Below are 20,661 nucleotides of genomic sequence, written 5' to 3'. Positions count from 1 at the left end.
ATTTTTCTTGAAAATTTATCCAAAGTAAGAAGAAAAGCAAGCATCTTCTTAAATTAGGAGGCATAGCATGAAAACGTATGATTATATAGTTGTCGGTGGTGGTTCTGGAGGGATCGCCTCTGCGAATCGTGCCGGAATGCACGGTGCAAAAGTTTTATTAATTGAAGGAAATGAACTTGGTGGGACTTGTGTGAATGTTGGTTGTGTACCCAAAAAGGTGATGTGGCAAGCCAGCACGATTTTAGAAACAATGGAACGAGATGCTTCAAGTTATGGGATTCAAGCAGATGTAAAAAAAGTAGATTTTAGAGAGTTAGTTGAAAAGCGTGAGAAATATATTGACTTTTTACATGGTGCGTATCAACGTGGCTTGGATAGTAATCAAGTGGATGCAATTAAAGGATATGCTACCTTTATAGACAGTCAAACCGTGGAAGTAAATGGGGAAACCTATCAAGCAACAAAAATTCTGATTGCAACTGGTGGTAAGCCTAGCAAAATGACGATCCCTGGTGGCGAATATGCAATTGATTCAAATGGCTTCTTTGAGATGACAGAATTGCCAACACGGACAATTGTTTTAGGAGCAGGTTATATTGCCGCAGAACTTTCTGGTGTTTTACACGGGCTAGGTAGTGAGGTAATGTGGGCGTATCGAAAAGAACGTCCATTACGAACTTTTGATAAAATGCTATCTGATAACTTAGTTGAGATGTATCAAGAAGCTGGGATCAAAACTTACGCTGGACATATAGCTAAAGAAATCATCAAAAACGACAATGAGTATACAGTTGTATTTGAAAATGGTGAACGACTCTCTGGTGATTGTGTATTGTTCGCAGGTGGTCGAGTGCCTAATACCGATCAATTAGGATTAGAAAATACCCAAGTAAAATTAGATGAACGTGGTTTTATAAAAGTTGATAAATATCAAAATACCACAGATCCACATATTTTTGCGGTGGGAGATGTGATCGGTAAAATTGATTTGACACCAGTGGCAATTGCTGCAGGTCGCCGTTTATCTGAACGGCTATTTAATGGGAAAGAAAATTCTTATCTAGACTATCACTTAGTACCAACAGTTGTATTTACCCATCCACCAATTGCAACGATCGGTGTAACAGAAGATGAAGCATTGGCTACCTATGGAAGTGATCAGATCAAAGTTTATCGTTCACGATTTACACCTATGTATTTTGCATTGAATGACTATCGACAAAAATGTGAAATGAAATTGATTTGCGTAGGAGAAGAAGAAAAAATCATTGGCTTACATGCAATTGGTATTGGTGTCGATGAAATGTTACAAGGTTTTGCTGTTGCAATTAAAATGGGCGCGACAAAAGCAGATTTTGATGATACGGTCGCTATCCATCCAACTGGTGCAGAAGAGTTTGTTACTATGCGATAGAAAGTATAACTATAGTGCGAGTCCAAAGTTAGTTTTTAGACTAACTTCAGGTCGCACTATATTTTTATGCTGTGATACCGATGTTAAACGAGCAATGATGTAACTCCCTTATGCATAAAGAAGTTCTTTTAGGTTGCTCCAAAAAGCAGAAGTGGGAATTTTTGATATTTTTAACATATTAGTCGAGATCTTCGTTTGATTTAGCTCGATATCAGTTAAAATTAGGTCATATTGATTGATTTTCACATAATCAACAGAGAAAATATTTTCTTGATACATATCAATTTTATATAACGACGGAAATTTTTTTAACAGCAGTTGTTTATAGAAAGACAAAATCCGTTCTTCCTGATAAGAAACAATGACGATGGATAAATGTTTTTTATAAGGAAGGAGTGTTGATAATAATTGTGGAGATAATGTAATCAGTTCTAAAAATAATTCTTCATAAAGCAATTGGTTTTCTTTGATTTCAGTCAAACCGGCTTGTTCGATTGACTTTTCATAAGCTGATAATAGTTTTTCTGATTCTTTGATAAATGTTTGTGACAAAAGATCTATGTATGTCGTCTTAAAGGATTGCAATCGTTCATTAAAATGGATAAAGTCATTTAGTCTTTGTATGTCATTAGGAGATAAGGTAATATCTATGCCCATATAATGATAAAAACTATGAACTAAATTTTGTAATTTCTTTTGCTCCATTAATTCATCATTTTTTGAATTAAAAAAATATAAATGACTATATGAACTTAATAGGTTATGGACATTTGACTTTGTAATACTAAAATTATATTTCTTTTCAATGATCGAACAAAGAACGGTACTTTTTGTCAATAAGTCAAAAAATAATCGTTCACTTTCGGTTTCTTTTTTTAAAGGGTAATCAATTATGTGTCGTTGTCCGATACGAATAATGGACGTATAAAAATAGTAACTATTTAAAATTAACTTATATGTACTTACTGAAGAAAACGTATGGTTTTTATTATGATAACGTTGTAACAAGTCAAATATATAGTCAAAATGTGGTAGTTGCTGCGGGGTATAAATTTCACGAAACATGCTACAAAAAAAATGCCGTATAAAACTTTCGTCACCTGTAATTTGTAACTGAGAAGCAACTTTGATCATGATTGGCCAGTTTCTTTCAGAAAAATATTCATTGATTTTAAAAATAATTCGCCGAATACTGGTTTCACTTAAAAATAATGTTTCAGCGAGTTTTGACAAAACAGGTTCATTGATAAAAATCGTTTTTAAGATTTGAACGTTCGTAGAATGATTTAGTATTTTTTTGATTAAGTCTTCCAGATTCATATCATTAGGCATTTTTAATGTTATGATTTGATACTGATCAATTTTAACGACAACAGGTGAATAGGTGTGGTTAAAAAAAACAATGTCACTTAATAATGTTTTTTTTGTCACATTTAATTGCTTTGTTAGCGTGTTGCACTCAATTGATGACATACCCAGAAGTAATGCTAACTTGACTTGTCTTTCTGAAGTTTTTTCCAGTATATTAAGTTCTTTCATCATCATTTTGGATTTCAAAATCTTAGAAATCGCTTCCTCCCACCTTTCTCTTATGGTATATAAATTATTTTATCATATATTTTTGTTATGTTAGTGTTTTTTTTATAAATTTCTATACTTGTTTTTTATTAACTTTATAGTAAATCGTTAATGGTTATTTGTTACATTGGTTATTATTGTATTTAGTTATTGTTATTTAAAAAATGGAATAGATATATTCTATATGATTGGATTTTTAAATTTTATATTTTAACACAATTCAAATATTTTTGAGAACTTAAATTTCTAAAACTAGAAAAAAACATACGGGAAATTAAAGGAATTGACTGTACGATACTCTTACATGATGTTTAATAGAAGGGAGTTTTGTACTTATGGGGTTACTTGAAAAGCAATTAGAAAGGCAAGTTACCTTACTTTATTTGTTAAATACTAGGTCTTCCAATCTTAACAAACTAGCAAGGAAGCTGACAATTACCGATAAAACACTAATTGCTGATATTGAACACTTCAATGATTCCTATTTTCCTGTTCATATTGAGGTAAATAATCACAAAGAAGTAAGTTTGACGATACCGAACAATGTCAATTTAGATGATATTTTTGTTAAAATACTGAATAATTCAATTAATGTCAAAATACTAAAATACATAGTCATATACGAACCAACACTAACTGAAATTTCTCAATCTTTATTTTTGAGTAAAACAAGTATTCGCAGGATTGTGTCAAAAATAAACAATTATTTTTTTACAGAGACCATAAATATTCAGATCGATTTACAAGCAAAATTAATGGTAGTTGGCAATGAAACGGAAATTAGACGTTTATTTGCATGCATGTTTAAAGAGATGTATCGAATACAAGAGTTTGCTTATTTTGATTCTATCTATCAATTAATACGTAGGTGTCTCAAAGCACAAAATAAAACGGCTAGTGCTCCTAAAATTATTTATTCGGTGTATTACATTTTTCTTTCGATCATTCGTATAGGTCACAAACATTTTGTACCGGAAGATGAGTTGGAGAATAAAGAAATGGTTGTCACTGAGCTTTTAACAGTAATTCAAAAAGATACGGTCTTTACAACGTTGATGAGTCAAAAATATAAGTTTAATGTAACTAGAAATAATGTAGCAAATGTCTTAAGTTCCTACTTTGGCTTGCTCTTTACAACAGATACTAATCGCCAGACAATCATGCCTAAGAAAATTGAAACTTTTCTTACTCATTTTTATTATTTACTTAATATTGAAGGATCGGTCAGTAAAAGAACCATCGACTACTTATCTGACTTTATCAATTTTTATAAAGAATTAATGATCTTTAAAGTCAGTTATGCGGATATATTTTATCAAAAAGTGATGCAAAACAATCCTAAGATTTGGCAAGCGTATCATCATTCGCTAGAGGTTGCAGAACTGAGCTTTATTGAAAAAAGTGAATTATTACATAAAGACTTATTTTTGGAATTACTTATTTCTTCCAATCAATTAGTACATATGATCGAACCACAAGTGAAAGAAAAGTCGATTCTGGTTTTAAGTACACAGGAAATTGGTGTCGCTTTACTTTATAAAAATATTATTTTAAACAAGTATCCTTTTTTTAAGCAGATTGATATTTATGAACAAGATGTCTTTTCAATTGATTACCAGGTGTTGAATCAATATGACTTGATACTAACAGATCTCTCCCTAAATTTTGAACGAATCAATGCGGATATTTTAAAAATTTCAAAAGTGCCAACGCCAATTTTTTGGTCGAATTTTGAGGCGTGTTTATATTCTTCCTAAGGACAACTTTTACGAGTGCCATCTTTTTTTATTTTTTGGAAAAAATAGGATGGAGCCAGCTAGAAAGTCAGGTATGATTAAAATAAACAAAAAAATAAAAAAATTTAAAGGAGGAAAAAGTGATGGATTCTGAAGATCGTAGTATGTTGTTTCTTTTATGCTGTCTATTTGGGGGCTTGGGATTTTTGACTGTGAAATTATTAAAATTGACTTGGGAAGTAGCGAAGTGGACTGGGGATAAGCTTTGGATAGCAGTAAAATGGACTGGGGTTAACCTTCGAAAAGGATATAAAGTTCTTAAGAAAAAATGGAATAAACGGCAAGAAAGAAAGGCATTGGCCAAAGAAAAACAAGACCTAAGCCAAGAAACAGATAAGGTCCCATTACTTAAAGATGAACAAGTTCCAGAATTACAACCAATTGATAAACAAGTTTCAAAATTACAACCAATTTGGACAGTGGCGCAACAACAAAATCCTGTGGGAGTATCAGATAAACAAGTAGATGACAAAAAGCGTATGAAAGATGCCACTACGGGAGCAGTAAAAACCAGTATAGATATTAAAAATAGTCTAACAAATGGTTTCCAAATAAACAACGGTCGTAGTGAAATTGCACATCAGATTCAATAAATTGCGCTATTATGCAATTAGAATAGATCTAGTAGAATGATCCAAGAAGGATGGAGGAGGAATGAACTACTTGGTAAGAAAGAATATATTGGAGAACGAAACCGGTGAATGGCAAAATAAATCTAATTTAAAGTCAGAGTTTATCAAAGAAGCATCGTCGTTTTCTGTCAAAAAAGAAAATGTCTTTACTCTTTGTGAAAAGTCAATCCAAGAGAATCATGGAGAAAAGACTGCACTTTTAAAAGTGCAAGATATGTTAGATGACTTTAAATTTGAAGTACTTCGACGGATGGCTGGGGATCGTAAAGTGTTTGAATTACAAAGTGAAAAAACTGAGTATGAAGCAAGAATCGAACACGCCGAGGGAAAAATCAGCGGGGAGCAACTTCAACAAAAAATTAATGTATTAGAAAAGGAACAAGAAACGAAGATCGTAAAGCATGAAAGGGATAAGGCCACAATAGAAGAATTAGAAACAAAGGACGTTTTTTTATCTAATAATAGTCATGAAAGTAATGATTATCTTGGAGCCATCGCAAAAGATGAAAAAACGAAGTACTTTGAGAATAAAGATCTGGCCGAAATATTAGCTAGTGAGATCAGTCAATCGAAACAAAAACTTACTGGGCTTAAGCAGCACAAACGAAACGAAGTAGCAGATTGTAACAAAAAATTAAATGAATTAAATAATGTTAGTCAGAAAAATAAAAAAATGATGCAAGAGATGTCAAATACGTCAAATACGCTAGATCCGCCAAATGCGTCAGATAAGGTAAGAGACCAAACAATAACAGATCAAACAATAACAGACGCTAAGATTGTTGATAAAATTAAGAAGCTTGTTAAAGAATTCATGAGAACTGAGAATTTTGAAATAATAAAAACGGATACTTTGGAAGAGAGGTATGCAAAAGCTACTGCAGTTGATATTACGAGGGAGGAAGTAGAGAACAGAAAAGACAAGGCGAAAAAAGTTCTCGTAGAGACAGCCACTATAAGGAGGAAAAAAAGACAGGATAGGGGGAGTGTATTAGAACAAAATCAAGACCAAATGAATGTATCAGAAAGGGTTGCAGCGTTTGAAAAGAATGGAGAGTCAAAACCCGACCAAACAGTATCAGTAAAAACACCTAATAAAAATGGAAGTAATCTATCAAAAGGAAACAAGCAGCAAACGAATAATTCTTTCAATCGATCAGAAGACGATTTACGAGAACAAGTAAAACCTGAACCTGAACCTAAATCTATCAATCGCCTAAGTAATAGTAATCTATCAAAAGAGAACGAGCAGCAAACGAATCATTCTCTCGATGAATCAGAAGTTGGTTTGCGAAAGCAAGCTAAGCCTGAAATTCAAGCTACTAATAGTCTCCCAAATGGTGCCTCAGAAAAGGATTCGGCAAATGCTAGACCTGTCAGTGGCGATGTGCGAGGGCTAATCGATAAATTTAATAGCGAAAAAAAAGACTCTCACGAGCTTCAGAAAGGTCCTAGAATAAAATTCAATCAAGGACTTAGCCAACAAGACCAACAAGAAGTGTCTAAACCAAACGGAAATAAGCAGCAAACGAATAATTCTTTCAATCGATCAGAAGACGATTTACGAGAACAAGTAAAACCTGAACCTGAACCTAAATCTATCAATCGCCTAAGTAATAGTAATCTATCAAAAGAGAACGAGCAGCAAACGAATCATTCTCTCGATGAATCAGAAGTTGGTTTGCGAAAGCAAGCTAAGCCTGAAATTCAAGCTACTAATAGTCTCCCAAATGGTGCCTCAGAAAAGGATTCGGCAAATAATAGACCTGTCAGTGGCGATGTGCAAAGTATAATCAATCAATTTAATAGCAACAAAGAAACCTCTCCCGAGCTCCAGAAAGGTCCTAGAATAACATTCGCTCAAGGACATAGCCAACAAGAAGTGTCTAACCCAAACGGAAATAAGCAGCAAACGAATAATTCTTTCAATCGATCAGAAGACGATTTGCGAGATCAAGTAAAACCTGAACCTGAATCTATCAATCGCCTAAGTAATAGTAATCTATCAAAAGAGAATGAGCAACAAACGAATCATTCTCTCGATGAATCAGAAGTCGTTTTGCGAAAACAAGCTAAGCCTGAAATTCAAGCTACTAATAGTCTCCCAAATGGTGCATCAGAAAAGGATTCGGCAAATGCTAGACCTGTCAGTGGCGATGTGCGAGGGCTAATCGATAAATTTAATAGCGAAAAAAAAGACTCTCACGAGCTTCAGAAAGGTCCTAGAATAAAATTCAATCAAGGACTTAGCCAACAAGACCAACAAGAAGTGTCTAAACCAAACGGAAATAAGCAGCAAACGAATCATTCTCTCGATGAACCAGAAGTCGTTTTGCGAGATCAAGCAAAACCTGAAACTAAATCTAAATCTATCAATCGCCTAAGTAATGTATCAGAAATAGTTTCGACGTTTGAAAAGAATGGAGAGTCAAAACCCGACCAAACAGTATCAGTAAAAACACCTAATAAAAATGGAAGTAATCTACCACAAGGAAACAAGCAACAAACGAATAATTCTTTCAATCGATCAGAAGACGATTTGCGAAAGCAAGCTAAGCCTGAAATTCAAGCTACTAATAGTCTCGCAAATAGTGTATCAGAAAAGGATTCGGCAAATGATAGACCTGTCCCTGGCCATGTGAAAAATCTAATCAATAAATTTAATATAGAAGAAAAAGACTCCCTCGTGCTCCGGAAAGGTCCTAAAGCAAATTTTATTCATGGACTTAGCCAACAAGAGGAGCGTAGACCAAATAGAATAGCAAGATCTAGATCAGTTAGTCACACATTACATGAAGTACATAGAGAACAAACAGATAAAGGTCGCCGAAATAGTGCACCAGAACTCACTACGCCATCTGAATCTCCATTACGTTCAGAAGATCGAGAAACATCTTCACCCATGTATGATGACAGTCTTCATGAACGGCATTTAAAATTATCAGATTTTGAGTTAGATCCAGAGAAAAAACCATTTGATGATACACAATTTGACAAACTTCAAAGGTTTGAAAATGATATTCCATTGCGTTACATTGGAAAGTTACGGAATTTAACCAATTCAGAACGTGTACTATCATCATTATCTACAACTCAAGATTTAAAGACTCATGACAAGTTAGTTCGTAGAAATTCGGCTCCCGGAGTAATGACGGAACAGGCTATACCAAGTCACAGTTTTGACCAATTTGACCGAATTCTTATACCAAGAGTTAAATTGCGTTATGTTAATGGTAAAGTTAGTTTATCAAAGGAAATTACAAATCAAACTGCTGAACTCAATAAATTTCCAGAATTAAGCAGTTTTACAAACCAAGTTTTAACACCAGGAGATTCCTTAGACCAACCGTCTACACCCAATAGCGATTCAGAAATAAATAATCTTACAAATCAAGTTCCACTACCAAAGGATTCTTCAGATTTACGTTCAGTATCAGAAGGTGACATGAACCAAACTTCTATGCCGGAAAACGTCAACAGTACATTAGATGAAACAGATAGTGTGAAAAAATCAGTTTCGGTTGAGGATCTAAAGTTAGCATACGTAGAAAGATTACGATCTCAGGTCGCGTTTGTCGAACAAAAGATAAAGCACGATGAAGAATTAAAAAAATATGGACCGTACAATAATTTTTTCCTTGATCAATCGAAGAAGTCTAAAGCAGCAAGATCTAAGATAGAAATCGATCTTACTAAAAATAAAACACTATGTGAAGGTTTAAAGACAATTCTTGGCGATGAAAAAAAATTAGCTGAATTTTTAGAAGAGATACAGCCAAAGGATCCTCAGGTGCTAGCTAAGGAACTCGAAAATGTTAAGCAAGATACGGCAGAATTGAAAGGAAAAGCCGAAGAGTTAAAAGAAATTACTTATAAAGATCTTAAAAAGAAATGGTATCAGGTGCTGACCCGCCCTTCATTTTATTTGTTTTTAGCAAGACAAGTACTGTGGGTTGCACCGATGGCGTTTTTTAGTGCGATGGCTGGCGCTCTTCCGCTAATGCCTACTGGCACACAAATATTACACGGATCCGCTGTAGTCAACTGGTTAAGAGGCGTGATTATTGGTAGTTATGTCGGTCAACGTTTAGTAAATGCCGTACCTAAAATCATTCCACGTACTTCCAAGAGAGTCCAGCGATTTGCTAAGGAAAGATTTCCTAAGACAGTGGCAGCGCTAGAAAAAGGATCAAAAACAATTGCTAGACCTTTTAAATCCATCGGAAAATCTGTGCGCTCGACAGCTAGAACAATTGGTCGACCTTTAAAACCAGTCGGTAAAGTAGTGGCTAGACCATATAAATTTGGTAAGGAAAAATTAAGTAATCTTAACGCTAAAACCTTTGTTCCAATCGGAAAGAAAATAAAAGAAACATTCGATATTGCCCATTCTGAAAAGCGTTCATCAGAAGAAAACCAAAATCTGAAAAAAGGGTTGGATGCTAACGGACAGCGGTTGCCGTTTGCTACTCGAGTAAAAAATGCGGCATTGATGACGACAACCAATTTCGCCAAACGTTTATGGAGAAATAAAGTGAAAACGTTAATTGGAGTCGCCCTATTTGTTGGGTTAGCTACTTTCGGCTTACCTTTACTGTTAACCGCAGCTCTTCCAGCGATTTCTGGTACACTTATTGCTTCAGTAGCAGCTATAGCAGTTCCTGCCCTTTTTACGTTGCTAGGTGTGTGGGTTGCTGATAAATACTTATTGAAACCCCTGCAAAATCGATTAGCTAATCGAGAAAATGCGAAGCGTGAACAGTTATTTACCGAACGCTCAGCTAAAGTGCAAGAACTAGGACAGCACCACTCTCTTACCCCTGATTTTAATACGCGAGTAGCACGAGTGGCTCAGATAGACAATGAAAAGCAAACAGCTGAAAAACAGAAAACGCAGACGAGCCAAAAAACGCAAGAACAAGAATCAGCTCGGACGAGTATATCTTCCATTTCTACTTTGAATAAACAGACAGAAACTGACAAAGTAAGATTAAGGGATTCTGTTAGTAGAGTGCTGAATAATCCAACTAATGCAAAACAATCTAGTGGACGAGCATCAGTGAGCAGTAAAAATGATCACCAGCGCTCGGAGGGCTACGGACGTTAGTGATAATATCACATAAACGCTATATTCAAATTAAGTAACGAAAGGGATGAACAACCACTTGAAAAAGTCTCAATATGTTTTATGGGTAGTCCACGTAGTTGTGGTGAGTACATTAATGTATATAGGGAATCGTACATTTTTTTTATTTACGATTGATCAAAATACAACCGTAACATTTGTGGAAAAAATAGCTAGATCTTTTCTTCACGCAGTTGATGAAATAGCTAGTTTTTCCTTCCAATTCTCATTTAACGTAAAGTCATTACTGGGAGGGCTCGCTTTTGTTCTTTCTTATGGATTACTAGTATTATACAAAACGTTTGATGAAAAAAAAGTACGCCCAAATGAAGAATATGGAAGTGCAAAATGGGGGAAATTTCGAGATATCAAACCATTTTTGGCGAAGAAAAAGAGTTTTAATATCATATTGACTAAAACAGAGAGTTTATCCCTGTCAGGACGAATGAAAATTACTGGTAAAGATAATTTTAACCGTAACAAAAATGTCGTTGTGGTTGGAGGAGCCGGTAGTGGTAAGACGCGATTTTATGTAAAACCGAATCTGATGCAAATGCATTCTTCCTATGTAGTCAGTGATTCCAAAGGATTGTTATTGATGGAAACAGGAAAAATGTTTGAGGAAGCGGGTTACAATATCAAAGTCTTTGATTTGATCAATCGGCGTGACACCCATCACTACAATCCATTTAAATACATAAGAACGGAAGACGATATTCTAAAAATCGTAAATAATTTGATTAAAAACACTTCAAACCCTGATAAAAAAGGTGGCGATGATTTCTGGGAAAAGGCAGAGACTGCTTTATTAATGGCAATTTTTAGCTATTTGATCCAAGAAGTCGTTGAAGAAGATCGCACATTAGGAAATGTGATTGAATTGGTACGTCTAGCAGATATTGACGAAAATGTTCCTGGATTCGTCAGTCCTTTAGACGTGCTGTTCAATGAGTTAGAAGAGAAAGATCCAACAAACTTCGCGGTTGCGCAATATAAAATTTTCAAACTATCAGGGGATAAGACGACCAAGAGTATTTTAGTTAGTTTAGGGGTAAGGTTGTCTCCGTTTGATATTCCTAGTATCAAAGACTTGGTCTCTAAAGATACATTAGAATTGGACACCATTGGGGATCGGAAAACGATTTTGTACATCTTACTGCCAGATACAGATACCAGTTTTAACTTCTTAGCCAGTATGATGTACCAACAGCTCTTTGATATGCTGGTCTACAAAGCAGATAATATTTATAAAGGACGCTTACCATGTCATGTTCGCTGTATTCTAGATGAATTTGCCAATATTGGTCAAATTCCGGATTTTGAGAAAGTTATTTCGGTTATTCGAAGTCGAGAAATCTCAACAAATGTGATCTTACAAAATATTAGTCAGTTAAAAACGTTGTATAAAGATACTTGGGAAACCATTATTGGTACGAGTGACGTCTTTTTATATTTAGGTGGGATGGAACAAAGTACGCATGAATATATTTCTAAACTTTTAGGTAAAGAAACGATCGAACAAAGAAATATCAGTGTCACTAAAGGCTCAAATGGATCATTCAATGAAAGTTTCCAAAAGTTGGGGCGTAATTTGATGGACCCCGATGAAGTAGCCAGTTTGAAAGGGCAACAATGTATTTTAAAAATACGTGGAGCAAATCCTTTCCTGTCTGAAAAATATGACATTGTCAAACATAAAAACTATAAAAAATTAGGGGATGTGACAGACTCATATATGTATGAACGTAATCTCTCTACACCTTCCACTACGTAACATACATATGTAATTATCAGGAATTTAATCCTTGTCAATGATGCTGAGTGAAACTAGTAGAAGATGATATAAGGACTGTCTGGCACTCGGAAATCATGGGAAATCCAAAATTGACTTCTTGTTATTTTGAGCATTTTTGATTTTTCGACTTATTTTCAGGAATCAATTCTTAAGCGCTGTGCATTTATTTGAAAAAAATGGATAGATGTTCCAAGTTTTGTAGATGAATCAATCTATTGTGTCCAAAATAACGAATTTTAAAATTTTTTAGAGTAACTATTCTTCTCAGCTAGTCTGCTTTTTGATAAGGACCTCTTACATATATTGACTAAATTAGTCAATTATAAAATTTGAGAGAGGGAGTTTCTAAAATTTCTCAACTTAGAAATAACTGGCAAACATCGGTTGAAAAATTACCATATACTAAAAGTAGTAACAAATAATAAATAACTCAAAAAAGGGGAAATGTTTAAATGAAAGATGCAGCTTTATTAGAAAAAGTTTTTAGTTTAGTATCAAACTTCACTTTAGTAGGTGGAGGTCTTTGGCTAATTTGGGGAACGGTCATTTTAGCTGGTGCATTAAAAGATAAAAATGGTCCGCAATTACAGCAAGGAATTTGGCAAATTGTCGGTGGTGGATTGATTTTAGTTGCTGCAGGCTGGTTCGCAACTCAATTTGATTTCTCTTCACTTTTACAATAATACACTGAAAGCAGGATTTAATTTATGACATCAGCGATAATGTGGCTCTTTAATCAAATCATGTTTTATTTGAATGGAGATGATTTAAAATACACTCTGAGTAAGAATCTATCAGGATACATGTATGATGCATATAAATTAGTAGTAGATTTACAGGAACTAGTTGTTATTCCGCTTTCATTGTCTATTTTAGCCATCTTTATTCTTTTGGAATTTCAAAAAATTTCACTTAAGGTTGAGGGAGCTGGAGGAGCACCAATGCTTGGGTTTGAAATGATCATCAAATCATTTATTAAATTTGCGATTTGTTATGTGGTTATTTTAAAAATCCAAGTTTTGTTAGACGGAATCATAGTGATTACTTCTAATTTAACGTATAAAATTTTACAAGTAGGTGACGAAAAAACTGTAGCGAATGTAGCAGCAAGAGTAGAACAGGCGGTAAATGATCTAGATTTCTGGTCACAAATCGCTGTGCTATTAATTATGTTCATTCTATTTTTAGTGTCACTTGTTGTACGGACGTTGATTCAGGTAACGATTTATTTACGATTTATGGAGCTTTATATTTTTAGCGCGATGGCACCAATTCCGATGGGGGCTCTGCCAAGCCAAGAATTTTCTGCTATGACCAAAGGCTTCTTTAAAAATTTTGCCGCCACGGGGTTGCAGTCAACCTTTATCGCCCTGGTTTTAGTTACATATCCAATGCTATTCATGAGAATAATGGAAGACGTTGGCACCCATATGTTTGGGATTATTTTAGGATTAACGATCTATATGATTGGAATCTTACTAGCTATCAATAAAACTAAAGGATGGGCCAAAACACTAATATCTGCATCATAAGGAGGGGAGATATGGCAATAGAAGTAAAAGTTCCAAAAGATATCAAAGAATACAAAGAAAAAGTAATAGCAGGAATGAATCTAAAACAATTATTGTGTCTTTGTATTGCTGGCGGGGTAAATGTCGCGATCGCACTGATATTCATTGCATGGTTAAAAATGCCAATCGAAATCATCAGTTGGTTGATGATCATTGCCTCTATTCCAATCGTGTCTTTTGGATGGTTCAAACGAAATGGCTTATCATTTGAAGTTTATGTTAAGCAATTTTTTAAATACCATATTTCGACAGGAACTAGAAAAAAGAAACGAAAAAAGAATGATGGTCAGCAAGACATGTCAGAAAGTAAAGAATTAGGCGGACAAGAACGATGATGAAATTAAAGTCAAAAATAAAAAATAATCATAAAAATTTAAAGAAGACTTCTAAAAATATAAAGAAACAACAGAAAAAAAATCCACAAGATGTGGATTTTTTGCGCGATACTTTTTACTTTAAATCAATTTTTCCCAGCGGTGTTTGTCAACTGGATGATAATACGTACTCCATCACAGTCGAATTAGAAGATATCAACTATCAGCTTTCATCAGAAGAGAATCAGATTGAGATTTTCTCGCAATATTGTGATTTCCTTAATTCTTTAAGTAGTAAAACCCAGCTACAGTTAACTGTCTACAAAAAGAAACGACCGTTGAGTGAATTGCAATCAATTCTCTACTACCAAGAAAAGAATGATTTTTTAGACCCTTATCGCGTAGAAATGAATGATGTTATTTCCAGAAAACTGGATGAAGAAAAAAATGGCTATAAGAAACGGATTTTGTTTACCTTCATCCAGCAACATCAAACAGAAAAACTTGCTCATAAAGAGCTGGAAATGGTTGTAGATCGCTTTGCAATGTTTGCGAGTCGATTAGGTAGTGGGATCAACCGTCTTGAGAAAAAACAGATGTTGACAATTTTGTCTGATATCTTATTAACAAAAAGCGATAAGGAAGAACCAGAGATTGAGGATATCCTACCAGAAGTGATTGAACTGAAACAAAATAAAAACTACTTGAAAATGGATGATCATTATGCCAAAACCGTTTATTTGCAAGAATATCCATCGGAACTAGCAGATACCTTTATTTTTGAACTGTTAGAAATCCCTCAAGAGTTGGTGATTACATTACATATCAAGCCACTTGAACAAGATGAAGCATTTGACTTAGTGAAGACCAAATTAGCTTTTATGGAACAACAAAAAGTGGATGAACAGAAAAAAGCCCTACAAAATGGCTACGATTTTGAAATGCTTTCCTATGATTTGACTTATTCGCTAACAGAAGCGAAAAATTTAGTTGATGATTTACAGAACAAGGGTCAAAAGCTTTATTCGATGACTGGAAGTATCCATTTCCATGCCCCAACAGTTGAAAAATTAACAGAAGTACATGACGAGGTATCTTCTATTGGTCGACAATTTGGATTTAAGATCATCGAGTTAGAATTTATGCAAGAGGCTGGGCTGAACGCAACCTTACCTTTAGGAAATAATATATTGCCATTGGATCGAACACTAACGACTGCCAGCACTGCGATATTTGTGCCGTTTACTATTTCAGATCTAATTCAAGAAAATGGGAAATATTATGGCGTAAATGCTATTTCAAAGAATATTTTATCTCTTGACCGGAAATTATTAAAAGCACCCAATGGATTTGTTCTAGGAACTCCTGGTTCTGGTAAAAGTTTCTCGGTGAAGCGTGAGATCGTAAATGTACTATTGCGTGATGCCGAAGATGAAGTCATCATCATTGATCCTGAACGTGAGTATTCCGTTATCGGTAAAAATTTCAATGGTGAGATTATCAAGATCGCTAGTGATTCCGCTACCACAATCAATCCAATGGATATCAACGAAAACTATGGAGATGACAGTGACCCGGTCGTTTTAAAGTCGGAGTTTTTGATTTCATTGTTCGACTTGATCATTGGCGGTGCATTGGGGCTAACCTCTACCCAGAAAACGTTGATCGACCGTGTATGTCGTCGAACGTATGAAACAGTTAGCGATCGGATGCCAACTTTTGTAGATTTCTACCACATCTTACAAGAGCAAGAGGAAGAAGAAGCGCACCAATTGAGGACGGACTTGGAAATTTATATCGAAGGAAGTTTGTCAGTATTCTCCTCTGAAACAAATGTCGATATTACCAAACGGCTCGTTGTCTATGATATCAAAGATTTAGGGAAACAGCTCAAAACAATGGGGATGTTGATCGTGTTGGACCAAGTCTGGAATCGGATCACCACCAACCGGGAAAGAGGCGTTCGGACCTGGTTGTATATCGACGAAATGCAATTACTGTTTACAAATGAGTATTCTGAAAATTATTTCTTTGAATTATGGAGTCGTGCCAGAAAGTGGGGGGCAATTCCAACTGGGATTACACAGAATGTGGAGACACTTTTACTTTCGGACCTTGCACGGCGGATGCTTTCAAATAGTGATTTCGTCATGATGCTCAATCAAGCAAAATCTGACCGTTCACAATTAGTCCGGTTATTTGATATCTCAGAAGAACAAGAAAAATTTGTTGTGAATTCACCAGAAGGTTATGGACTGATGGTATTTGGCGATACAACTTTACCTTTTTATGATCATTTTCCGAAAGATACGCAGTTGTATAAGATGATGTCAACCAAACCTGGTGAAGACTAAAACGAAAATGGAATCAGAAAGGATACGTCACAGTGCCCGATTTGAATGAACCCAATAACGAACAGCAGGAATCACAAAATAGTATTATCAGCACAGGATTAGAAAAAACCAAAGGTCTCATCAAAGACCAAAAAAAAAGTTCAGAACTAACAAAAGCGATCCTTAAAAACAATCAGACAATTAAAGTAACGATAATCGTCCATAGAAATGATAAACTACCAATCATTAAAAAAAAATCTCGTTTAAAAAGAGTCATTAAACAAGGGAAACAAAAGATTAAACTGACTAAGAAACAAATTTCAAAAATAAAACGAGACGTTGAAGAATTTGGAAATAAAACCGTCGTATTAGCTAAAAATAGGTTCCGTAAAGTTTTAGGCATAAAACGCAAAAATGATCAAAAAAAAGTGCGACAGGAATTACGTGCTGATTCAAAAAGTCAGAATAATATCCTGGGAACAAAACAGTCGACAGATCAACCAAAAGTGAATGTGCAAAAGAAACAGCTAAAAAAAGAACAGTTAAAAAAAGTAGCAGAAGAAACAAAAAAAGGCAATTTGGTTGCTCGTTCTTCTAAGGATAGTACCCCTTACAGCTACACTGCTTACAAAGATCAAAAAGGATTTGCACCTCAAGATTCAGTGAAATCCACCAAAAAAAAATGGTACAATATTTTTGGTAAGGGTAAAAACACGAAAGTTGTCTATGTAAATCCTACAAAAGGCGTCGGCAAAAAGGGTGGTTTCTTCAAGAATTTTCTAGGTAAAGCAAAATCATCGCCAAAATTTTTAGATATGGCTCAAAAGCTGTCACCAAAAGGGCAAGCAAAAGAAGCGGCTATGAAAATGCTTGGTGGGCGAGATGAAAAGGGCGATCTAACGATTATCGGGATCCTCATTACGCTGATTTTTTTAGTGATTACAATCAAAGCGCTATTGATCATCGCGATAGTTATCGTTATACTAGCGATCATTCTCGTGGTAATCTCGGTTGTTTTAGCGATTTGGACTTTTATTGTCGCCTTGTTCACATTGAAAACAGAAGATATGGCGATTGCTGAAGCATTTGAGTATATTTCCTATTTGGATGCCTCTAAAAATAGAGATGTTTATAATCGTTACAATCAATTAGTTGAAGAACATGATGAAGTTTATTTTGAAGTGAATGGAATGGTTGCCGATCCGGAACAATTTTCGTTTGCTTCAAATGGGGATAACTATATTTATTACTTAAATGCCAAATATGAAAATTATAATATTAAAAATAGTGCGCTTCCTAATTATCTGAAACGACTAAAAGACCAAACATCCATGAGTCCTCCATTATATATGTCTTTTTATGCCCAGTTTAAAGATAAGTATTCACCAATGGAGGAAGAGCCAGTTAAGATTGCAAAAGTAGAAGATGAACTTCGCGCAATCCATGATGGCACTTTTACATACAAAGTCGAATTTGAAGAAGAAAAAGATAAAGAAGATAAAGAAGAAAAAGAAAAAGAAGAAAAAGAAGAAAAAGACAAAGACAGCGTCACGCTGAATGTCAAAGTACAAACGATTGCTGAATTTCTTGATTTAGATCCTCAAATCGAACTCTATTCAAACAATAAAGTGATAGGAACGATCTCAGCATTCTCACAAGATGAAATCGATAAATATTATCCTGTGTTAGAAATCGATCGTTTTCAGGATAAGATTTTTATGGATAATCCTTTAGGGAAAGTTTCGTATGCTTCTGTTATTGGTAATTATGGTTATCGCGGTCGGGACGATGCCAATATGAATGATGAAATAATCATTGATGCGAAACCACAAACGCCTGTCTATGCCACATCAAACGAGAAGGTAACAGAGATCAGTACGCGTACGGCTCGAGATCTAAATGGGAAAAAGCAAACGACAACAAGTATCAAAACGGAAACAGGGAAATACCAAGCTTATTATATTAATGTGACGCCGATCATACGTGAAGGAGCTTCTTTAGAAAGCGGAGATTTGATTGGTTACACAAGTGACAAATTTGACGGTAATTTATTGATGATCATGAAAGAAAAACGAATCTTCCTCTACCGCAATCCAGAAATCAATCCGACAATTTTTATTGAAAATTTGGTTTATGGAAATCGTACGAAATTAAGTCAGTATGATCGAGAACAATCGCAAGGTGAGCTTATTTATCCACCTGAAAAAGTGGTTCAATGGCGAGAAAAAGTAGTAACAGAAGCAAAAAAACAGAACATTGAATCATTTACCAATGTCATACTATCCATAATCTGGGTAGAAAGTGGTGGGGATGGTGAAACCGTTCCGGATATTATGGGAATTGCTAAAGCACAAAATTTGAATCAAACGATCAACCCAGAAAAGTCAATTGAATTAGGTGTAGCTTATTTTGCAAATTTAATAAGAAAAGCACAAATGTATCAATTAGGTAACTTAGCAGCGATCCAAGCTTACAATTATGGGGAAGACTATTTGGACGAGTTGATCCGTACAGATAGTAAATATACATTTGAGCATAGCAAAGCTTATGCGCAAGAAAGAAGTAATGGGGAAGTTGTTTCTTATAATAAGGGCGTGGCTTTAGATCTTGGCTATAACTGGCGTTACGCATTTGGTGATATGTTCTATGCACGCTTAATTTCTTACAACCTCTCAAACTCTACTGGCAAGTTGGTAGAGGTGGCAACTAAAGAAATCGGTACGTTAAATGGCAATAAATATTGGGAGTGGGCTGGCTATGAGAGCCGAATGGAATGGTCTGCGATCTTTGTTACTTGGGTAGCAGAACAAGCAGGATATCTCAGTCAAGGTCGTGTACCGAATACTGTAAGACCGTTAGATATGTTCAATTGGTACAAAAAGAATAATAAATTCAAAGCCACTGATATAGGCTATATCCCGCAACCAGGGGATTTGATTTTCTTTGATTGGAAAGGTAATAAAACGGGGAAAGACCAAGTGGGGATCGTCGAATTTACAGGTGGAAATACGATTCAAGTAATTGAAGGTAATTCAGAAAATATGGTTCGAAGAAGAACCTATACACTCGATCATTCAGCAATCTCTGGATATGGGGTGCCTTAATCTTTCGACTAGCTAGTTAATGATTCATCAGTCAATTCGTGAAAAGTAAAGGTGGTGAGTAATTTCTAAAAATAACGAAAATCTTTATTTTTAGGAAAAAATATGATCAAAAATTTTTTAGAAACAAAAACAGGCAGAAATTTTTTAATAGGGGTAACAGTTTTTTTCGTTGTGGTCTTGGGTTTGACAAGCTATTCATTGTTCTCAAACACAGCCAATCGGGAAGAGACGACTAAAAAAGGTCAGACAGAAGAAACAGCGGAAAGTAAGGAACGATTAGGAGAATACAGTGCCACTACTTATAGTGGTAAATGGTACTCCAATCGAAGTGACGAAATGGTACTAGAATTAAAAACCGACGGGACCTATCGTGCTTCTTCTTGGCTAGCAGCTGGTAAATATTACTTAGTCGATAACGGGTATTTAGTGCTAGAAGACAAAGAAGGAACCATGAAAAAACTCAAATTACAATCACGTATGGGAAGTACAATCTTTTATTTAAAAGAAGATAAAGAAGAAATCTACTTCTATCCAAATGAAGAAGTTAAAGTCAAAATGGAAGAAGAGATCACCGAACAAGCAGAAGCAGCCCAACAAGTGATTTCACAAGCTTGGTTAGACGTCTTACAACAAGGCGCATGGGAAAATACGAATACCGATCGAACATTTACATTAGAATTTAAAGACGGTAAGTTAATCCAGAAAAAAATCGAAGAAGACAAAACGGTCAATGAGCTCACTTATGATTATCGTGTTGTCACCGTCAACCCAGATCAAGACGGTGCAGTATTTGTCATCACGAAAATCGACGATAACGGTAGAAAAGAAGAAGTTTCTTTCTCTATTGGAGAAAAAGGCTCGAAATATGCCCTAAGAGGCGACCCTGGTTCATTTAATTGGATTACGATATACGAGAAAGAATACGAAGCGGTATCTCCCACTCAAGATGGGACCACACGTGAAGAAGCAACGAAAAAGAATGTCTGATTCAGATGAAAA

General features: G+C 35.1%; 12 protein-coding genes. 11 read left to right on the top strand and 1 reads right to left on the bottom strand.

The features are described from left to right. Positions 1-67 precede the first annotated feature (67 nt). On the top strand, positions 68-1,414 hold the full coding sequence (gor, locus tag IGJ27_RS12640) for a glutathione-disulfide reductase (RefSeq protein WP_081128988.1): 1,347 nt from the start codon (positions 68-70) through the stop codon (positions 1,412-1,414). Positions 1,415-1,522: 108 nt separating this feature from the next. On the opposite strand, the gene IGJ27_RS12635 is transcribed toward gor, so the two are convergent. After that, a complete protein-coding gene (locus tag IGJ27_RS12635; protein WP_228011925.1) occupies positions 1,523-2,971 on the bottom strand; it encodes a helix-turn-helix domain-containing protein in 1,449 nt (482 codons plus the stop codon). A 356-nt stretch (positions 2,972-3,327) separates the two neighbouring features. Between IGJ27_RS12635 and IGJ27_RS12630 the strand changes: the two genes are divergently transcribed. The 10 genes from IGJ27_RS12630 to IGJ27_RS12585 all read left to right on the top strand — a co-directional run bounded on the left by IGJ27_RS12630 (position 3,328) and on the right by IGJ27_RS12585 (position 20,649). Beyond that, positions 3,328-4,749 carry a helix-turn-helix domain-containing protein gene (locus IGJ27_RS12630; RefSeq protein WP_094940893.1) on the top strand — a complete coding sequence of 474 codons (1,422 nt, stop codon included), beginning with the start codon at positions 3,328-3,330 and terminating at the stop codon, positions 4,747-4,749. 122 nt (positions 4,750-4,871) lie between these two features. Next, positions 4,872-5,381: a hypothetical protein gene (locus tag IGJ27_RS12625; RefSeq protein WP_178306287.1), complete on the top strand. Its 510-nt coding sequence runs from the start codon at positions 4,872-4,874 to the stop codon at positions 5,379-5,381. A gap of 61 nt (positions 5,382-5,442) precedes the next feature. Beyond that, a complete protein-coding gene (locus IGJ27_RS12620; protein ID WP_178306288.1) occupies positions 5,443-10,527 on the top strand; it encodes a hypothetical protein in 5,085 nt (1,694 codons plus the stop codon). Between the two features lie 46 nt (positions 10,528-10,573). Further along, positions 10,574-12,319, top strand: coding sequence for a VirD4-like conjugal transfer protein, CD1115 family (locus tag IGJ27_RS12615; protein ID WP_370566299.1), 1,746 nt, complete (start codon positions 10,574-10,576; stop codon positions 12,317-12,319). A gap of 473 nt (positions 12,320-12,792) precedes the next feature. Beyond that, positions 12,793-13,023, top strand: coding sequence for a hypothetical protein (locus IGJ27_RS12610; RefSeq protein WP_010720705.1), 231 nt, complete (start codon positions 12,793-12,795; stop codon positions 13,021-13,023). Between the two features lie 24 nt (positions 13,024-13,047). After that, on the top strand, positions 13,048-13,872 hold the full coding sequence (locus tag IGJ27_RS12605; protein WP_010737215.1) for a hypothetical protein: 825 nt from the start codon (positions 13,048-13,050) through the stop codon (positions 13,870-13,872). A gap of 11 nt (positions 13,873-13,883) precedes the next feature. Then, positions 13,884-14,246: a PrgI family protein gene (locus IGJ27_RS12600; protein ID WP_010737216.1), complete on the top strand. Its 363-nt coding sequence runs from the start codon at positions 13,884-13,886 to the stop codon at positions 14,244-14,246. Next, entirely contained in the window at positions 14,243-16,579 is a 2,337-nt protein-coding gene (locus IGJ27_RS12595) for a VirB4-like conjugal transfer ATPase, CD1110 family (protein WP_063627674.1), read from the top strand. Before IGJ27_RS12600 ends, IGJ27_RS12595 begins: the two co-directional genes overlap by 4 nt. A gap of 794 nt (positions 16,580-17,373) precedes the next feature. Next, a complete protein-coding gene (locus IGJ27_RS12590) occupies positions 17,374-19,662 on the top strand; it encodes a lysozyme family protein (RefSeq protein WP_178306429.1) in 2,289 nt (762 codons plus the stop codon). Positions 19,663-19,764: 102 nt separating this feature from the next. Then, complete coding sequence (locus IGJ27_RS12585) at positions 19,765-20,649, top strand: hypothetical protein (protein WP_010737219.1); 885 nt, start codon at positions 19,765-19,767, stop codon at positions 20,647-20,649. Positions 20,650-20,661 lie beyond the last annotated feature (12 nt).

Origin of the sequence: Enterococcus sp. DIV1726a, assembly GCF_051710985.1 — a bacterium.
Taxonomy (GTDB): Bacteria; Bacillota; Bacilli; order Lactobacillales; family Enterococcaceae; genus Enterococcus_B; species Enterococcus_B hirae.
Note: the sequence above shows the minus strand (reverse complement) of the source record. Positions and strands in the feature narration are given on the sequence as shown.

Coding starts and splice junctions, on each gene's coding strand:
- IGJ27_RS12625 (WP_178306287.1), top strand. CDS start 4,872: ATGGATTCTGAAGATCGTAGTATGTTGTTTCTTTTATGCTGTCTATTT.
- IGJ27_RS12585 (WP_010737219.1), top strand. CDS start 19,765: ATGATCAAAAATTTTTTAGAAACAAAAACAGGCAGAAATTTTTTAATA.
- IGJ27_RS12605 (WP_010737215.1), top strand. CDS start 13,048: ATGACATCAGCGATAATGTGGCTCTTTAATCAAATCATGTTTTATTTG.
- IGJ27_RS12590 (WP_178306429.1), top strand. CDS start 17,374: ATGGCTCAAAAGCTGTCACCAAAAGGGCAAGCAAAAGAAGCGGCTATG.
- gor (WP_081128988.1), top strand. CDS start 68: ATGAAAACGTATGATTATATAGTTGTCGGTGGTGGTTCTGGAGGGATC.
- IGJ27_RS12615 (WP_370566299.1), top strand. CDS start 10,574: ATGAACAACCACTTGAAAAAGTCTCAATATGTTTTATGGGTAGTCCAC.
- IGJ27_RS12620 (WP_178306288.1), top strand. CDS start 5,443: ATGAACTACTTGGTAAGAAAGAATATATTGGAGAACGAAACCGGTGAA.
- IGJ27_RS12630 (WP_094940893.1), top strand. CDS start 3,328: ATGGGGTTACTTGAAAAGCAATTAGAAAGGCAAGTTACCTTACTTTAT.
- IGJ27_RS12600 (WP_010737216.1), top strand. CDS start 13,884: ATGGCAATAGAAGTAAAAGTTCCAAAAGATATCAAAGAATACAAAGAA.
- IGJ27_RS12595 (WP_063627674.1), top strand. CDS start 14,243: ATGATGAAATTAAAGTCAAAAATAAAAAATAATCATAAAAATTTAAAG.
- IGJ27_RS12610 (WP_010720705.1), top strand. CDS start 12,793: ATGAAAGATGCAGCTTTATTAGAAAAAGTTTTTAGTTTAGTATCAAAC.